The sequence below is a fragment of the Agarivorans sp. Z349TD_8 genome, assembly GCF_050870825.2.
Taxonomy (GTDB): Bacteria; Pseudomonadota; Gammaproteobacteria; order Enterobacterales; family Celerinatantimonadaceae; genus Agarivorans.
The window spans coordinates 2,963,054-2,979,028 of record NZ_CP194037.2 but is presented as its reverse complement, the minus strand read 5'-3'; the positions used below and the strand labels follow the sequence as shown (position 1 = coordinate 2,979,028).

Below are 15,975 nucleotides of genomic sequence, written 5' to 3'. Positions count from 1 at the left end.
GGGGCTGCGCTTTTCATCTTAAGCAATGATGCTAAATTCTTCGCATCATTTTTATTCGGTCTTAAGCACGGCGGCGTAAGCCAGCCAAACCTAATAAACCTAAACCAAAGATAGCTAAAGTACCTGGCTCTGTCACTTCTCTAGCTGAGATAGCAAATGCAGCTTCAAGGGTATTGGTATTATCTTCTTCAGTTAAGAAACCGATACAGGTTTTACCTTCTGGACAATCTACATTTTCAACGAATGTTAGACCTAACAAACGAGTTGTTAAGGTATATTCGTAGTCGTCTAAGCCGTCTGCTGGGATAACGAAGCTATTACTTAAGAAAATAGCATCACCATCTTGAGTGAAAGAAACATCATCATCTAATATAATGGTGAATAAATCGGCACAACCAGATTGGTTGATACCAACTTCACCGTCTAGAGTACCGCCATATTCACATGTGCCGCCAGTAGGGTGGTTGTAGGTTTCTTCAAATTGAATTTGAAATTGGAGAGCTGGTGCAGCTGTAGGAGGCAATGACACTGGCGCGGTTGGGGCTAAAAACAAACCGTCGAATAAAGTTGCCGATACTAAAGTATCACCCGTTACCCCCCAGTTTTCATGGGTTAAACCTGTACCTTCAGAGAACGCTAAGGCACCAACACCATCTACAACACTGGTGGTTACTGAACCAGTTTTAGAATCATCAATTGCTAAAGAGCTTTGCAATTCGTTTGGGTTCACCGCTTTATAAGGTTGACCCCAAGACAATGTTTTAGGGAGTTCACCACTAAAAAGTGGGTCAAATTGGTCTAAAGTAGCACCCGTTGCAGTCACACCTGTTGCGTCGCCAGCTTCTGAAGTATAATCAGTGCCGAAGCCAGCATCGTTTAGGTAATCCCAATCTGTAATTAGAACTGCGTTTGCTGAAATGCTTGAAAAACCTAAGCCTAATGCGATACAAGTTAATTTAAATTTATTCATGTTGCTCATCTATTGGTTCATTTAGGAGTTTTATATGATTCCAGTAAATGCAAATATGAGGCCAATATTTTAAATACTTTAAAAACAATGCTTTATGTATATAGTATTACATTTTAGTGAGCGTGGTGTAAAATTTACTGACACTTAAAATCAAAGTCTTTTGATCATGGTTGTTGGCCAAGCATCGGTTAAAAATTCAAGTTGGATCTATTTCTTGGGCTCAGACCTGCCTCTTCATTATTCAATGAAAGAAGATAAAACTTTACTGTTGCTGCAAGGGGTTTATCACTCGCAGATTAAAACCTCACTCGCAGATAAAAACCTACTTGAGATTGTACAGATGATGAATCAGGCGGAGCCTGGATGGTGACTCTAAAGTGTCGGCTTGGTCTAAGGTGAATATTGGGTTTAGCCTTGCTCAATCAAGAGGTGTTTGGGCTTGACTATGATCTGAGCATATAAAGCGGTTGGCTCTAGAGGTAAAACAAGCCGTTTATAAAATTATTGAAGGTAAAGAATACACCAACTTAGTCATTGGCGTGGTGATTACTCCTTAGTGGAAGCTATATTAGACAATAGTAAAACCGTATGACCAATATCGGTTCATTTAAACGGTAATATGGCTTGAGTCATGTGGCCTTAAGTTTATCGGTTTGCATTGGGACTAGAGGTGTGGAAAAAGGCATTGAGCTTCTTGTTGTGGACGATGAACTGGCTGCATTGCAGTGTTCCGGTGAAGCAATGCGTGCGAGTCTAGTCGAGATTGGTTTTTGATCGAATCGCTTTAGCCTTGTCTGTTCACTGCAATCGAGGCCGAACACCATTGACACAGTCGTCGTGAACTTAAGCACTCTCGTATAGTGCTCGTGCTTCACTTCATTAAATGAGTTACCATCTCAGAGATGTAAGCAAAATGAAGTCGGGATGTTTTATGAGTGTTGATGTTTGGTTCGCATATGTTGCTGCATCGTTGGTGCTGACAGCGACACCGGGCCCAAGTGTTTTTCTTGGTATCGTTCATTCCATTAATTACGGTGTGAGAAGAACCATATTTACCGCCCTTGGGGATATTAGCGCTAATTTCATTCAAATGATTTTGGTTTCGATTGGTTTGGGAGTAATTATTGCTAATTCTGAAGCGGCCTTTGATGTGATTAAGTGGTTGGGCGCGGCAACCCTGTTTTATATGGGGGTGAAGATGTTGTTTGCTTCAGAAAGTAAGTTCAAAAGGGATGATCATTTAGAAAACGTTTCAAATTCTAAACTCTACGTGTCGGGTTTTATGGTGGCAGCTGGCAATCCCAAAGCGATCGTGTTTTTTACTGCCTTTTTTCCTCAATTTATTGATACTACTCAGCCAGTGTTTTCGCAAATGGCTATTATGTGTCCTACTATGGCATTATTAGATTTTACGATGGTGATGTTATATGCCTTCTCTGCAAATAAGGTTTTGCGTGCAGGAAAAGCAAGATTAAATGTAGTGAATCGAATTAGTGGTGGTATTTTAGTCGGCGCATCAGGGGCTCTCGCCTTAAGTAGCCGTTAAGTCCTTATTCTCGGGTGAAGGTATTAAACCTTCAGACTTGCAGCTGGTCGATGCTCTGACGATTCATTGTGGTTACAATCTAGTGAGTGTCGAAGTCGCTCTGAGCCTCCCTTGGTCAACATCTATGTACTTGTGGCGCGACAGCAAACAGCGAGCCACTAAGCCTTGGCGGAAATGGAGTGATTTGAGCGGGTTCATCAGCCAGATGGTTATCGTAGACTAGAAATTCAAGCTGTTTGTAAAGACACTCGCGAAGTATGTCTGGTTTACGTTTACGGTAATCCTGAGGAAATGCTGTAAGCCGAAGATGTTGCTATTGGCTTAGCGGGTGAGTCTCTGCTAGAACATGCCAAGCTCTACCGCTGCGCAGTTTAAATGGTGAGTTAAGAGGGGTCAGTGGATCTTGATTAGTTTCCTTTGAATTGGGGATGTCGTCGTTATATCGACTCTGATTTTGGATGATAGAGATCTACTTATGGTCTTCTTTTTAATGGATGGTTAGGTGAAAATTTACGGAAGAACGACATCATTTAATGTTCAAAAAGTTTTGTGGTTTCTTGAAGAGCTAGGCAATTCTTATCAGCATATTGAATTAGGGGGGCGATTTGGTGGATTAGATGCCGCTGAATTTTCAAAACTAAATCCGATGAAGAAAGTTCCTGTCCTGATTGATGGTGATAAAGTGATTTGGGAATCACACAGTATTTTGCGGTATTTGGCCGCGAGTTACGGTTATCCTCAATGGCATTCTCAAGATCCTTATCAGTGTTCTTTATACGAGCGCTGGATGGACTGGTCACAGGTACTTTTCCAGCCCGCGTTTATGGGAACATTTTGGGGGTATTATCGAATGCCAGTAAACCAACGGAATATGGTGGAGGTTAATCATCAATTACAAAAATGCGAGGCATGTTTAAATATTCTTGAGCAAAGGCTCAATGAGAGTCCGTATTTAGCTGGTTCATCGCTTTCACTTGGCGACATTTGTGTTGGCTCTATTCTTTATCGCTTAACATCCCAAGGATTAGAGATAACGCTCCCGCCCAAAGTGACACAATGGTATCAACGCTTAAGATGTCGGCGTGGTTATAAAAAATGGATCATGAGTGATTTTAGCGAGCTGAAAGCGCGTGAAGCGTATTAACATTCAGTTTATTTAAGCTGGCGCTGGTTAAACTGTTAAATCGTGATTAAGTGAGTGCCACAACTAGGTGCGAGCCCTGAGTAGGGACATGATTTTAAGAAGATGAGTCTGATCGCAGCAAACTATCTATAGGCGAAGTGAATGGCGGATGTGTATGCTGTCAGTTTTGGCCCCGCAACAGTCAGCTGAATTTTCGCTGACTGCGATAGCGGATACGGCTTAAGTTTACTCCATCCAAAGATCCCAGAAGAAACATCCGGAAATAATCTTATCGATATAATAATGATACTCATCGGAAGCTAAGTCCGTTTGCATTTCTGCATCAACTTGATTTTTGTTGTAGACAGCATCAGACATTGCGATGATCGAAGTGCCAAGATCTGCATCTAAACGCATGATTTGATGCTGCACGCTATAAGCTTGCCACTCTGTGAGGTCTTCACCATTCGGCGAGTCGGTATGCAGGAAGTTGCCTATATATGCCATCATTGCAGCGCTTAGAGCATCACGTCCTGGTTGGTTTTCGTCGAAATAGAACGCGCCATTGAACCACTGATTCATACCACTACTCCATTGACCCGTTATAAAGTCCATGTCAGCGCCGTGAGTCGCGGATAAACCAAGCGTGTCTGCTGGTGATTTCACCACGCCAGACCTTGTGCCCCAAGCAAAACGGTAACCAAATACCGGAGGCTGGTCTGGATTCCCTACCAGTTGGTCGGCCACATTTTCCACATTGAATGCCGCGTAGATGTTGCTGCCGTAATGCATTGCGGTGCCATAAGAGTCCAGTAAATCGGGATCTTGCGATCCTCTAAGTAATGGGGCAAATTCAGGATCGGTTAGCGCAAAAATAGCAAATTCTTGTTGCGCGCTGCCCAGCATCACCGGAACTTTGTTGTAGTGACCGGTTTTAAGTACTTCAAAACCCTCAGCAGGGAGTACATAGCCATCTTTAAACAAGTGTGGGAAAGGTGCCATTTTGATCGGTGCTGGGCCATATAAAGCGAGAAATTTATCTGCTTCTTGCGCTCTTAAGTAAGCGGCAAAATCTTCGTGTTGAGTTATCCAGATCATGGCATCTGCTTGGTTATCTGCCTCGCCATTATTGATGACTAGCTGGATCACGGCTTGTTGTGCGATAGCGTCACCAGCACTTGTCTCGGAAGTGGTCATGCCGCCACTGAGTGCCAATATTTTATGGAATAATCCACTGGCAAGGGGCGAGATCATCAGTGCCAGTGTATCTCTCGCACCAGCAGATTGACCGGCTAGGGTCACGTTACCGGGATCGCCCCCGAAGCTACTGATGTTTTGATTCACCCATTTCAGCGATTGAATAATATCAAGCAGACCAAAGTTGCCAGAATCACTCGCCAGATCGCCACTTTTTAACGCCGGATGTCTAAACCAGCCTATGGCCCCTAAGCGATAATCGATTGATATCACGATACTGTTTGTCGCTTCAGCTAACTTGTCACCAATAAACTCTTTTGGTGATCCGCTTCGATTGCCGCCGCCATGGACAAACAGCAACACTGGTAAGTCTTTGTCTGCCGTGTTGGGACGCCAAATATTCAGGTACAGGCTATCTTCACTGCCTGTCGCATTCTCGGAGTTATCTCCTTGTATTGACCCATCTTTAAATGCTTTTGCCTGCAAAGTGCCATGCCATGCTTCAGGGCTTTGCGGAGCTTTCCAGCGCAATTCACCGATGGGGGGCTGAGCGTAAGGGAGCCCTAGCCAGCCAATGGTGTTATTTTCTTGGCTTTCGAAACCTTCCACAAAACCATATTGGGTTTCTTGTAGTGCGACACCTTGGTAAGGAAATGTTTGCGAGTGATCATCATTACATCCTGCCATTAATATGGCGATGAGTAAGGCGGCACATAAGTGTATTATTTTGCGTGCACAGAGTTTCATAACTTGTCCTATTCAGTCGAGTTTATGTTTTTAGTTTTGCTCGACTATATCTGGCGAAAAGAGGTAAGTGTTTACAATATGGTGCGAGTAATTAGTTAAAGGGTGCGGCTTTGTTGAAGTGTGAGGGGGCTGTGATTGTTACGATAACTTACAAAGTGTTACCATAAATCGTGAGTATCATCTCCGTTTATTTAAGGCTATGTTTTGCTTCTTTGCTTCTTTGCTTCTTTGCTTCTTTGCTTCTTTGCTTCTTTGTAGCTTTGCCTTTGCCGCGTTAGTGACCGGTATGGACCTATTTGTGGCGCATCAATTTATTTTCTTTTTGGATGCCATGTGGGGGCTTGACGGCGGCCAAGGGATGTTATTCAAAATCATCTAACAGATTATTTTTTGTTTAAATTCAGGTAAATAGCGAGTGTCTTTGATTGTAATTATCGGTTACCATAATTCCTTTTTAATAAGACGCGCTTAGTCAATTCTGGCGTTAATGATTAAAAGGGATAAACATGAAAGTTGCGATGATTGGTTTGGGTGATATCGCCCAGAAAGCCTACCTACCGTTTATAACTCAATTAGCCAAGCTTGATTTAGTATTCTGCACCCGTAATACAGACACGCTCAAACAGTTGTCAAAAACCTTTCGGGTGGCGGAGTATTGTCAGGATTATCGAGAGTTGCCTCGTTTTCAGGTCGATGCGGTAATGATCCATGCCGCGACTCCGGCACATGCTCAAATCGCGACTTTTTTTTTAAAACAGGGCATTCCAACCTTCGTTGATAAGCCATTGAGTGACAGTGCCATCGAAGTGGAACAGCTCTATGAGCTAGCAGCCCAAAAGAGACTGCCACTTTATTTGGGGTTTAATCGGCGTCATGTTCCTTTGTTTAACCAATATATTCCGGAACTCGCTCAAGCTAATATTGGCAGTTTGCAGGCCTTGCGTTGGGAAAAAAATCGTCATCACCTACCGGGCGAGATCCGCAGCTTCATTTTTGATGATTTCATTCACCCGCTTGATAGTGTCAACCTTGCCGCCAAGGCTGATCTGGATGATGTCTATCTGACTTGGCAAATGCAGGGCGAGCAGTTAGCTCGGATTGATGTGCAATGGCAAACTGGGGCGTGTTTATTCCATGCTTCGATGAATCGCCAATTTGGTCAAACTTCGGAACGGCTGACCGCTTGTTATGAAGATCGCGCATTCGAATTTAATTCCTTTACCGAAGGCAAGTATTGGCAAAACAATATCGAGACTAAACTGATGCAAAAGGACTGGGTGCCAATGCTTGAGAGTAAAGGTTTTGCTGCGATGGTCGACGATTGGTTGACTGTGGTTGCCAAGGGGCAACTTTCTTCTGCCATTATCGAAAGAAATATTGCGACTCACCGTCTCGCGGATCGCTTGTGTGAAAAGTTGAGTCTTAAAAACTGTGACTGATTCGAATTAAACATCATTGAAGGAAGGCCTTGCTCTGGTCATTGGTCTTGCTGTTAACTTTATTAGGCTAAATCTTGGAAATAGTATTGGTTCGTCATGGAAAACCCAGCGCTGCAGTTTACCCGAAACTCTCTGCGGCTGGCTTTGTGGCTTGGGTGAGAAAATACCATCACTCAGGATTGCTGGTTGATAGTCTGCCGCCACAACAGCTAAAGTCACAGCTTGAGTCGCATTATGTGGTTGGTAGTGATCTTAAACGAGCCGTGGAATCGGCGATTCGTTGTACAGACCAACCTCCCAAAACCTATAAACTCTTAAGGGAAATGGAAATTCCTCGCTATAAACTGCCGTTTACAATCAAAGCAAATTATTGGCTTTATCTAAACCGCTTGTTATGGACGATAGGGTTGAAGGGGCCTTTCGAATCTTATAGCGAAGCGAAACAGCGCGCTTGTTTGGCCGCTGAGTTGGTCATATGTTTAGCCGAAGAGCATCAAAAGGTGGCAGTGTTTGGTCACGGTTACTTACAATTTTTTATGCGTAAGCAGCTGGTTAAACGCCGCTGGAAGTTGCAGGCAAGCAGCTCTTCTCATTGGGGGCCGAGTCGCTTAACCGCTCCCAATGATGCCAGAGCAAATCACCAGTGAGAATTTGGCTGCTTATCGCTTGACTCATTATTTCGAATGCGTGCCGCGAGGTTCTGTCTGTTCAGCTTTGTTGACTGTCCTCTTGGGCAGATTTAGATGCTTACGATGAGCGTAACGCTGCCATTAGGTTTGCGATTTTGTTAGCGTATCAGTAGCAAGTTACGGGTATCGGCTAGCGTTTCAAACAAATGGCGTTTGCTGGGTGAATAATAGAGCGCCTTGAGTCGAGCGCCGATGGCCAGTAGTCGTTGTTGTTCATCGTTATAAAGTTCGGCTTCAGCGGTGGCAATCCGCGCTTTGGCTTGACTTAAAACAGAAAGGGTATTGCTTGCAAAGTTGGCCGCATAACGTTGGTAAATGATGTTCATTGCTTTTAAGCGCTGCTCACTTTTACTACTTTCTGAACCATCGCGCATTAGGTAATGGCAATCGCAGTGATTACTGACCGCGACTGGACCATGTAAGGCTAATTTTAACCATAGATCCCAATCTTCGGCTGAAGGTAAATGTTCATCAAAAGCGAAACAGCGGCGTAAGGCTGAGCGTGAGGCCATCACCGTGGAGGTTCCCACCACATTCTCAGCAAATAGGCTTGCGGCGGCATCGTTCTTAATGCGATAGCCTAGCGTTTGTTGTCGTTGATCTTGGTAATTTGGCCAAAATTCGAAACAGGTGCCACGGTCTTCTCCTTTGGGCCCTATGTGGCGATAATCGGTAAAGCTAAAACTTAACTCTGGATGCGCCTGATGAAAAGCAATTTGACGTTGCAACTTGCCTTCTAACCACCAATCATCCGCGTCAAGAAAGGCAATTAGTGGTGCTTTCGCCGCATCAATGGCCACGTTTCTGGCATGAGCGGGGCCATTGCCCTGCTGTTTAATACAGACTAAGTTGCTGAGCGTCGCTTGCTGGCTTTGCAACCACTGCCAGGTGCCGTCGTTAGAGTTGTCATCCACTACGATGATCTCGAGATCTGCAATGGCTTGCAGTTGAACACTGATGAGCGCCTGTTTTAAATAGGTTAAGCAGTTGTAGCTGGGAATGATCACCGAACATATAGGCTGCGCGAAATTGGCTTGAACAAAGTGCTTAGCTGAAGGCATGTTGTTGTCCTTGGTACTGAGTTTGCTTATAGCTTGGTATAAGCATGACTTATGCCATAGAGAGAAGTGTGATGTTTTCAGAGTCTCCAAGCCGTACCCCGTGTCCTCGTCATGTGAGCCAGTTATTGCTTGGTTGCATGGTTTGCCTATTACTGGGCTTGGTATGGATAAAATTTTCTAACCCACTGATCCCCATAATATTATCTTTGATTCCTGTGGCGGTGGTAGTGGTCATTCGCCAGCCATTTTGGGTCGTGTTGGGCTTCGTTTGTTTCTCTTTTTTCCGCTTACATGAGGCTTTTCCTGCGCTCTACGCATTACGCATTCCGCAGCTTTTAGCGCTTGCTTCTTTGGCCAGTTTAGCTTGGCATTTAGCTTTGTCTCGCAAATTGCAAATCTATTGGAGTCGCGAATTGAGCTGGTTATTAGCCTTTATACTGTTGTGTGCCATTGGGGTTATTTTTGCCAGTAGCCGACCCGTTGCGATGGCCTATTTTAATGGGGTCTTTAGTAAAATCGGTTTGATGACGGTGGCGATTGCTTGGTTGTTACGTCGACCTGAAGACATCGTCAAAGCGGCTATTGCCTTCTTCTGCTGTGGTTTGTTGATCTCGATAGTTGCTTTGCAAAATGCCGCCGCGGGTATCGAAATGGTGGAGGGGACTCGCGTTACCATTGGTCGCTCAATGGGCTCGGTGCTGGGAGATCCCAATGATTTAGCCTTAACGCTGTTGTTTCCTTTAGGTTTTGCCATGGCTTTCAGTTTAAAACGTGGAAATTGGCTGCTACGGCTATTGGCTATTGCCAGCATGCTGGCGCTCATCATGGCAATCTTGGCCACCCAGAGTCGTGGCGGCTTGCTGGGGATCGCAACCATTAGTGCTGTATTTGCTTGGCGTAGAGTGAAGAATAAGCTGTTGCTGCTGTGTTTGGGGGGATGTGCGATGGCAATTTTATTTGTATTGGCGGGGGTGTCTGAGCGAAGTTCTGGTGGCGCGGCGGAGTCGGGGATTGATGAATCGTCAATGGGGCGGATCTATGCCTGGCAAGCAGCCTTTAAGATGGCGCTGTATAATCCGATCACTGGTGTGGGGATTGATAATTTTTATGCTAATTATTACTTCTTTTCAAATCACTGGGACGGTAAAAATCATGCGGTTCATAGCACTTGGTTTGGCGTATTGGCCGAAACGGGCTTCTTGGGATTTGCGGTTTTTTGTACGCTCATCCTTAAGATCTGCCGTTTGGCGCAGCGTAATCTGCAGCAATTGAGTGCCTGTATTGAGCCGCGAAACTTGGGTTTGCAGGCTTGTGCTGAAGGAGTATTGGCCGGATTGTTGGGCACTATTGTATCGGGTACTTTCTTAACCCAAGGGTTTACCTGGCCTGTGTATATTTTCACTGGCTTGGTGGTGGCCATGGCGCAATTACTTAGACAAGCTTTGCAGAATGCAAAATCCAGCTAGAGACAAATCCTATGACTACATTTATCTAACCTAACTCACTGAATTAAATGCCTAATACGTTATTGGTCCGGCTTTTGCTCTATTCCTTGTTATGACCCGTTGATTATTTCTGCAGTGACTGGGCAAGGTGGCGCTGCGGTAAAGAGGATAGGCTTATGTATAACGTATCGATTATTGTCCCTGTCTATAAATCAGAACAATACTTGGCGACCTGTCTTAGCTCGTTAGCCAACCAAAGCTTGGCGCACATTGAGGTAATAGTGGTTATCGATGGCTCGCCAGATAACTGTGCCGCGATTGCTGGTGAATTTTGCTTAGCGTATCCAGAACGCTTTCGAAAGATTGTATTAGAGCAAAATGTGGGGGTATCGATGGCGCGAAATATTGCCATGCAATCAGCCCAAGGTGAATTCATTGGTTTTGTCGATAGCGACGACTATGTTGAGGCCAATATGTTTGAACTGATGTTCTGTAAGGCTTTGCAAAGTCAGGCTGATGTGGTCAGTTGCCAGATGCGCAGCTTTGAGGTGAATGATAACCACACCTTTTACCAGCTATTACCGACCCAAGAATATTATGACGATACCTATGTCACTAATAAGTTATTTCGACGAGCTTACCTTGTTTCAAAACAGATTAACTTTTATAGCAATGTAATTTTTGAAGATGAGCCCTTCGCATATACCGCGCGCTTTGCCACTGAGCATATCGCTCAGGTGAAGCAAGCACTCTATAACTATCGGATGAGTCCTCAAGGCTTGTGCCGAGGTGATAACCATGGCCGTTTTAACCTTTATGATAAGCAGTTGATGTTGGCTAGATTTCTAGCCGACATGGAGCGGCGTGGGGCGATAGCCGGCCACGCAGAGGATTTGCTGCGTTGCTTAGCCAACCATGCCCTCAGTGCCTTGTACTATAAGATATCGGCGATCGACCTGGTGGGATTTTTCAGTTTTATTGACCATTTGGTAGAGAAGTACAAGCTGCTGAGTTTGTGTATTTCGATACCGCAAGATTACAAAGTGAATCGTTATTTAAAATTTCGAGGCTCTGCTTTGAGGATTGCTTTGCTGAGTTACTGGGTGAAAAGTCGCGAAGCAAAACAGCACTTTGTCGATAGCTTACAACTTGCGCAATTTATGCCTCAGGGAGTGAAATAATGCCAGTACTTACCAGCTCTGCGCCGATGGTATCGGTGATTGTTCCGGTGTTTAATACCGAAGCTTATTTGTGGCAATGTTTAAATAGTTTAAGTGAACAAATCCTCCAATCTATAGAAGTGATAGTGGTGATTGACGCCTCACCTGACGATTCCTATCAGTTGGTTCGAAAGTTTAGTGCGCAAAGTTCATTGGCGATCACCTTGCTTAATTTAAAAAGCAATGTTGGATTGGCACAAGCAAGAAATATTGGGATCAAACATGCCCAAGGTCGTTATTTGGCTTTTGTCGATAGCGATGACTTTGTTGCCAAAGCAATGTATGCAGATTTATTACAGCAGGCTTTGGCTCAGGATGCAGACTGGGTGAGCTGTGGTTTTACTAAGTTTTCTGAGCAACATGTAGAGCAGTACCAGCATCGTGAAATTATTGAAAATACTTCAGTGTGCAATAAGCTATTTAAGCGTCAGTTTGTATTACAACACGCGCTTGAATTTCCGGTAGGAGAGTGGTTTGAAGATGAAATATTTTCTTATATGGCGGAAATATTAGCCACCAAGGTGTGTCATGTTGAGCAGCCTCATTACCACTATCGACATAACCCTCAAGGGATCTGCCGCAAGCCGGGTGCCGATAAACAAAGGTTGCACGCGCGAATGTGCTCCATTGCTGATTTTATGCAGCGGATCGAACTGGCCAACTTAACTACGGTGGCTGCGCCGCTCTGTTTACAAATGCTCTGTCGGCATGCTTTTTTACAGCTGCGCACCGACGTGAGTTGGAGTGATTTGCTGTGTTACTGGCGCTTCACCCGCCATTTGATCGATAAATACCGCTTGATGAACGCCTTTGAGCCAATGGCTAAAGATTATTTTGTTGCCAGTTATATCAAATGGCATAAGCGAGAATGGGCTTTGTGGTTGTTGCGTCTTCGAGCGGGGAAGGCCAACTATGCTGTGGAATAAATTGCTTGCGCTGAAACAGTCCACTCAAGAAATGGGCATCTATGGCTTATTGATGTTGTTACAAAAGGGAGCTGGTCTGATGATGTTACCAGTGACTACCCATTATTTGAGCTTGGCTGAGTATGGTTTGTTAGAGAGCTTAGTGGTGATTTTTTCCTTATGCTCCTTGTTGGAAATTAGCGCTGGTGCATTGCCTCGTTTTTACCCAGATTGCGAGGATGATGCTGGTCGTCAACGTTTGTTGTCGTCGTCAGTACTACTCAGCCTCTGTTATGGCTTGGTATTAGCCTGTTTAACCGTGAGCCTGCTGGCTCATCTACCATTTGCTATTTTTGATACACTCGTTACGGCGCAGTGGTGTTTGATTGCAGCAGTCATTACCTTTTCTATTGGACTGCAGCCTCTGATGATTTGGTTGCGTATTGAAATGCGCGCCGTGAGCTACTTTTATTTAGTTATTTGCCAAACGGCTGCACAAGTGCTGATCACCTTCTGGGGATTGAAACACGGTTGGGGAATCGATTCGGTGCTCATCGCCAGTGCTTGCGCTAATGCTTTGGGTTTAGCGATTGGGCTAGGCTGCTGTCGAGCGCAGCTCAAACTGAAATTAGACTTTTTTTTGGTGAAACAAACCCTAACTTATCAAGTGTGTTTAATTGGTGCGTCGTTATCACTGTTTGTGATGCATGGCCTAGATCGCTTATTACTGGCCGAGTGGCTAGGGAGTGAGACCTTAGCCCGTTATGCGATTATGATTAAAGTGGTGGAGGCCACCGCACTCGGGTTTGGTATTGTAGAAAGTTGGTGGTTACCCCGTCGTTTTAAGGTTTTAAAGCAACAAAATGGGCCGCAACAAGTATTACAAATTCATCAGCGCTTGCTATTGATTATTTTCAGCTTGCTATTATTAGCCATGATTTTTGCTCCACCGCTGTTACCCTGGGTTTTACCCAGCGATTATTTGCAGGGACTGATTTGGTTGCCGTTAATGCTGCTGGCGTTGGGTTTTAAACTTGCGACCTCGGTGACCGATATCGGATGTTATTTACCGAATAGTCCGGTTTGGTTACCACGCATTAATGCATTAGCCGCGGTGTTTGCCTTGGTTCTGTATTATTGTTTGATCCCCCGTTGGGGAGTATGGGGTCTAGTGGTTGCTAGCAATTTGGTGTTTGCCGCGCGATTCATCCTGTTCACTTGGGTCAGTTTACGCTTACAGCCGCTCGCTTATCCCTTAGCTTGTTTATTGTTTAGCTTTATACCTCCTTTAGTTGTATTCGTGTTATTGCCATTTGTCGCGGGCTCACTATGGTTTTACCTGCTACCTCATTTGGCCTTATTCTGGTTATTTGTGGCCAGTACCCGTCTAATAAGCCTACGTGCAAGGACTTTGGTTTGTGATTAGGAGCTCTTGACCTCTTGTGGCTGATGTTCGTTATTGAATTCTACATTTTTATCGCCTGAGCGCGTTTTGCTGATGGTTTGCAAGCTTGGGATGAGCGAGATCTCGCTGGTTTGTGCTCCCATCCGCCTAATTCCGCGGGTCTTTAAAGGAGGATTTTCATTTTGCAAAAATCACTAGAATAATCATATAAACATCTGTATCTAAAGGTTTTATTTTTTTGGCATGGTAGCTGCAATAACCATCTATAGAAACGCAAAATGCAATATTGCCGATGGGGAAAACAGCATGACAACGACTTATATACAACGCACCAAGCTTTGGCTCAAGCAAGGGGAATCGCCAGTTGCGAGGCAGCTATTTCGAGTCTTAAAGGCTTTCCGTTTATTTCAATTGCCTAAAGTGCCATTGCTATTTAGCGGTTTATATCGTCTGCATACCAGCTTAAGCGCGCTGTTGCAGGCTTGTGTTCGAGTGTGTTGGTGGACACCACTATTTAGAAGTAAAACGCAGGGGCCGTCTCGAGCGCTGTATCTATATGGCGGAATGCCGCTGCTCAGTGAAGGTTTGCAGGTGAGTTTGGGCAATCATTGTCGGATCTCGGGAGCCAGCACCTTTAGTGGGCGTTGCACCGCAGGACAAACGCCGCAACTCATCATTGCTAACAATGTGGATGTGGGATGGCAAACCACCATTGCGGTTGGAAGAGTTGTGAGCTTGGGTAATAACGTGCGGATTGCTGGACGTTGTTTTATCGCGGGCTATCCGGGCCATCCGCTTAATGCTAAAAAGCGGGCTCAGGGTTTGGCTGAAGAGGCCAGTCAAGTTGGCGACGTGATCTTGGAAGATGATGTTTGGCTCGCCACTGGTGTTTCGGTCATGGCGGGGGTGAGTATTGGCCGCGGTACCGTGGTTGCAGCAGGGAGTGTGGTGACCAAGAGTTTGCCAGCGAATGTGCTTGCGGCAGGGGTACCTGCCAAAGTGATTAAATCATTAGAGGAGTACTCATCATGAAACGCGACCTTATTGTATTTGGTGAAGACTGGCAGCGTCATCCAAGCAGCAGTCAGCATGTGATCACGGAGCTGGCCAAAGACCATCGTATTTTGTGGATTAATTCTATTGGTTTACGTCGCCCTCGTTTAAGCTGGCGAGATCTAAAACGATTGTTCGAGAAGGCTAAATCGATGCTGGGGAATCGTTATTCTCAGCATCAGGGCCAGCTTGGCAAGGCTGCAACGGGGGCCGCTAAACCGTCCAACATTCATGTGATGTCGCCAATTGCTTTTCCGGCGCCTCGTTCAACTTTGTTTCGTTGGATTAACCGCTGCTTATTAAAGGCGCAGGTCGCTCGGCAAGTGAGGCGGATCGGGATCAAGCATCCCGACCTTTGGCTGGCCCTGCCTACTGCCGTCGATCTCTTAGGTCACTTAAATGAGCAGCAAGTTATTTATTATTGTGGCGATGACTTTAGCGCCTTAGCTGGGGTTGACCATCAGCATGTGAGTCGCTGCGAACAACAGTTAGTCGCTAAAGCGGATCATGTATTGGTGGCTAGCGAAATGCTCAGAGCCAAATTTTCAAAAGACGCTAAGTTTGCTGCAAAAACGAGAATGTTGGCCCACGGCGTGGATTATCAATTATTTGTCCATCCATCCAACCCTGCACCCGCGCTCGTTAAAGAAGCGCGCCCGGTTGCCGGATTTTATGGCAGTATCGCAGCTTGGTTAGATATACAGCTGATTGTAAAAGTTGCCAAGGCCCTACCACAGTGGCGTTTCATCTTTATTGGCGATGTGCAAACCGATATATCGGCCTTTAAAGCGCTCCCCAATATTGAAGTGCATGCAGCGGTGCCACATGAGCAGTTGCCATGTTATGTCCAGCATTGGCAGGTTTCTTGGTTACCCTTTCGCAACTGTAAGCAAATTGCTGCTTGTGATCCGCTTAAATTGCGTGAATATTTAGCGGCGGGTCGGCCGATAGTGAGTACGCCTTTCCCGGCACTTAAGCCCTACTTGGGGATGGTGACTCAAGCGAAGGAGGTCCATCAAATTGTGCGAGCACTGGAAGATAGCTTACAAACGCCAATGGCTTTGCAGCGCCGACGTACCTCTTTTCAGCGGATGTATGTACGCTCCGAGAGTTGGTATGAAAGAGCTCAGCAGGTGAATCAGTTATTGTCCTGTTAAATTGCTAAAACTGAGTAG

General features: G+C 45.2%; 13 protein-coding genes. 10 read left to right on the top strand and 3 right to left on the bottom strand.

Annotation, left to right across the window (positions count from 1 at the left end):
* Positions 1–61 precede the first annotated feature (61 nt).
* Entirely contained in the window at positions 62–970 is a 909-nt protein-coding gene (locus ACRRS1_RS13370) for a THxN family PEP-CTERM protein (RefSeq protein WP_432452671.1), read from the bottom strand.
* Between the two features lie 931 nt (positions 971–1,901).
* Between ACRRS1_RS13370 and ACRRS1_RS13365 the strand changes: the two genes are divergently transcribed.
* Both ACRRS1_RS13365 and ACRRS1_RS13360 read left to right on the top strand, forming a co-directional pair.
* The gene (locus ACRRS1_RS13365; RefSeq protein ID WP_432452673.1) at positions 1,902–2,516 is read left to right on the top strand and encodes a LysE family translocator; all 615 of its coding nucleotides are present in this window, start codon (positions 1,902–1,904) and stop codon (positions 2,514–2,516) included.
* Positions 2,517–3,018: 502 nt separating this feature from the next.
* Positions 3,019–3,660 carry a glutathione S-transferase family protein gene (locus ACRRS1_RS13360; protein ID WP_432452674.1) on the top strand — a complete coding sequence of 214 codons (642 nt, stop codon included), beginning with the start codon at positions 3,019–3,021 and terminating at the stop codon, positions 3,658–3,660.
* A gap of 225 nt (positions 3,661–3,885) precedes the next feature.
* Here the strand turns inward: ACRRS1_RS13360 and ACRRS1_RS13355 are convergent, their stop codons facing one another.
* Positions 3,886–5,583 (bottom strand): carboxylesterase/lipase family protein, encoded by a 1,698-nt coding sequence (locus ACRRS1_RS13355; protein WP_432467631.1) that lies wholly within the window; start codon positions 5,581–5,583, stop codon positions 3,886–3,888.
* 506 nt (positions 5,584–6,089) lie between these two features.
* On the opposite strand from ACRRS1_RS13355, the gene ACRRS1_RS13350 reads away from it, so the two are divergent.
* Together ACRRS1_RS13350 and ACRRS1_RS13345 are read left to right on the top strand one after the other, a co-directional pair.
* The gene (locus ACRRS1_RS13350) at positions 6,090–7,022 is read left to right on the top strand and encodes a Gfo/Idh/MocA family protein (protein ID WP_432452676.1); all 933 of its coding nucleotides are present in this window, start codon (positions 6,090–6,092) and stop codon (positions 7,020–7,022) included.
* A gap of 74 nt (positions 7,023–7,096) precedes the next feature.
* Positions 7,097–7,669 carry a hypothetical protein gene (locus ACRRS1_RS13345; RefSeq protein ID WP_432467633.1) on the top strand — a complete coding sequence of 191 codons (573 nt, stop codon included), beginning with the start codon at positions 7,097–7,099 and terminating at the stop codon, positions 7,667–7,669.
* Positions 7,670–7,809: 140 nt separating this feature from the next.
* Here the strand turns inward: ACRRS1_RS13345 and ACRRS1_RS13340 are convergent, their stop codons facing one another.
* Positions 7,810–8,772: a glycosyltransferase family 2 protein gene (locus tag ACRRS1_RS13340; RefSeq protein WP_432463411.1), complete on the bottom strand. Its 963-nt coding sequence runs from the start codon at positions 8,770–8,772 to the stop codon at positions 7,810–7,812.
* A 44-nt stretch (positions 8,773–8,816) separates the two neighbouring features.
* On the opposite strand from ACRRS1_RS13340, the gene ACRRS1_RS13335 reads away from it, so the two are divergent.
* The 6 genes from ACRRS1_RS13335 to ACRRS1_RS13310 all read left to right on the top strand — a co-directional run bounded on the left by ACRRS1_RS13335 (position 8,817) and on the right by ACRRS1_RS13310 (position 15,957).
* Positions 8,817–10,238, top strand: a complete 1,422-nt coding sequence (locus ACRRS1_RS13335) for an O-antigen ligase family protein (RefSeq protein WP_432463410.1) — start codon at positions 8,817–8,819, stop codon at positions 10,236–10,238.
* Between the two features lie 155 nt (positions 10,239–10,393).
* Positions 10,394–11,398 carry a glycosyltransferase family 2 protein gene (locus ACRRS1_RS13330; RefSeq protein ID WP_432467634.1) on the top strand — a complete coding sequence of 335 codons (1,005 nt, stop codon included), beginning with the start codon at positions 10,394–10,396 and terminating at the stop codon, positions 11,396–11,398.
* The gene (locus ACRRS1_RS13325; protein ID WP_432452681.1) at positions 11,398–12,363 is read left to right on the top strand and encodes a glycosyltransferase family 2 protein; all 966 of its coding nucleotides are present in this window, start codon (positions 11,398–11,400) and stop codon (positions 12,361–12,363) included. The genes ACRRS1_RS13330 and ACRRS1_RS13325 overlap by 1 nt, the downstream gene beginning before the upstream one ends.
* Entirely contained in the window at positions 12,350–13,768 is a 1,419-nt protein-coding gene (locus ACRRS1_RS13320) for a lipopolysaccharide biosynthesis protein (RefSeq protein ID WP_432467635.1), read from the top strand. Before ACRRS1_RS13325 ends, ACRRS1_RS13320 begins: the two co-directional genes overlap by 14 nt.
* Before the next feature lie 285 nt (positions 13,769–14,053).
* The gene (locus ACRRS1_RS13315; RefSeq protein WP_432452683.1) at positions 14,054–14,779 is read left to right on the top strand and encodes an acyltransferase; all 726 of its coding nucleotides are present in this window, start codon (positions 14,054–14,056) and stop codon (positions 14,777–14,779) included.
* A complete protein-coding gene (locus tag ACRRS1_RS13310; protein ID WP_432452684.1) occupies positions 14,776–15,957 on the top strand; it encodes a glycosyltransferase in 1,182 nt (393 codons plus the stop codon). Before ACRRS1_RS13315 ends, ACRRS1_RS13310 begins: the two co-directional genes overlap by 4 nt.
* Positions 15,958–15,975: the final 18 nt, after the last annotated feature.

Bases quoted from the DNA above. Each gene is read 5' to 3' on its own strand.
- ACRRS1_RS13330 (WP_432467634.1), top strand. From the start codon at position 10,394: ATGTATAACGTATCGATTATTGTCCCTGTCTATAAATCAGAACAATAC.
- ACRRS1_RS13370 (WP_432452671.1), bottom strand. From the start codon at position 970: ATGAATAAATTTAAATTAACTTGTATCGCATTAGGCTTAGGTTTTTCA.
- ACRRS1_RS13335 (WP_432463410.1), top strand. From the start codon at position 8,817: ATGACTTATGCCATAGAGAGAAGTGTGATGTTTTCAGAGTCTCCAAGC.
- ACRRS1_RS13340 (WP_432463411.1), bottom strand. From the start codon at position 8,772: ATGCCTTCAGCTAAGCACTTTGTTCAAGCCAATTTCGCGCAGCCTATA.
- ACRRS1_RS13365 (WP_432452673.1), top strand. From the start codon at position 1,902: ATGAGTGTTGATGTTTGGTTCGCATATGTTGCTGCATCGTTGGTGCTG.
- ACRRS1_RS13355 (WP_432467631.1), bottom strand. From the start codon at position 5,583: ATGAAACTCTGTGCACGCAAAATAATACACTTATGTGCCGCCTTACTC.
- ACRRS1_RS13350 (WP_432452676.1), top strand. From the start codon at position 6,090: ATGAAAGTTGCGATGATTGGTTTGGGTGATATCGCCCAGAAAGCCTAC.
- ACRRS1_RS13310 (WP_432452684.1), top strand. From the start codon at position 14,776: ATGAAACGCGACCTTATTGTATTTGGTGAAGACTGGCAGCGTCATCCA.
- ACRRS1_RS13325 (WP_432452681.1), top strand. From the start codon at position 11,398: ATGCCAGTACTTACCAGCTCTGCGCCGATGGTATCGGTGATTGTTCCG.
- ACRRS1_RS13320 (WP_432467635.1), top strand. From the start codon at position 12,350: ATGCTGTGGAATAAATTGCTTGCGCTGAAACAGTCCACTCAAGAAATG.
- ACRRS1_RS13315 (WP_432452683.1), top strand. From the start codon at position 14,054: ATGACAACGACTTATATACAACGCACCAAGCTTTGGCTCAAGCAAGGG.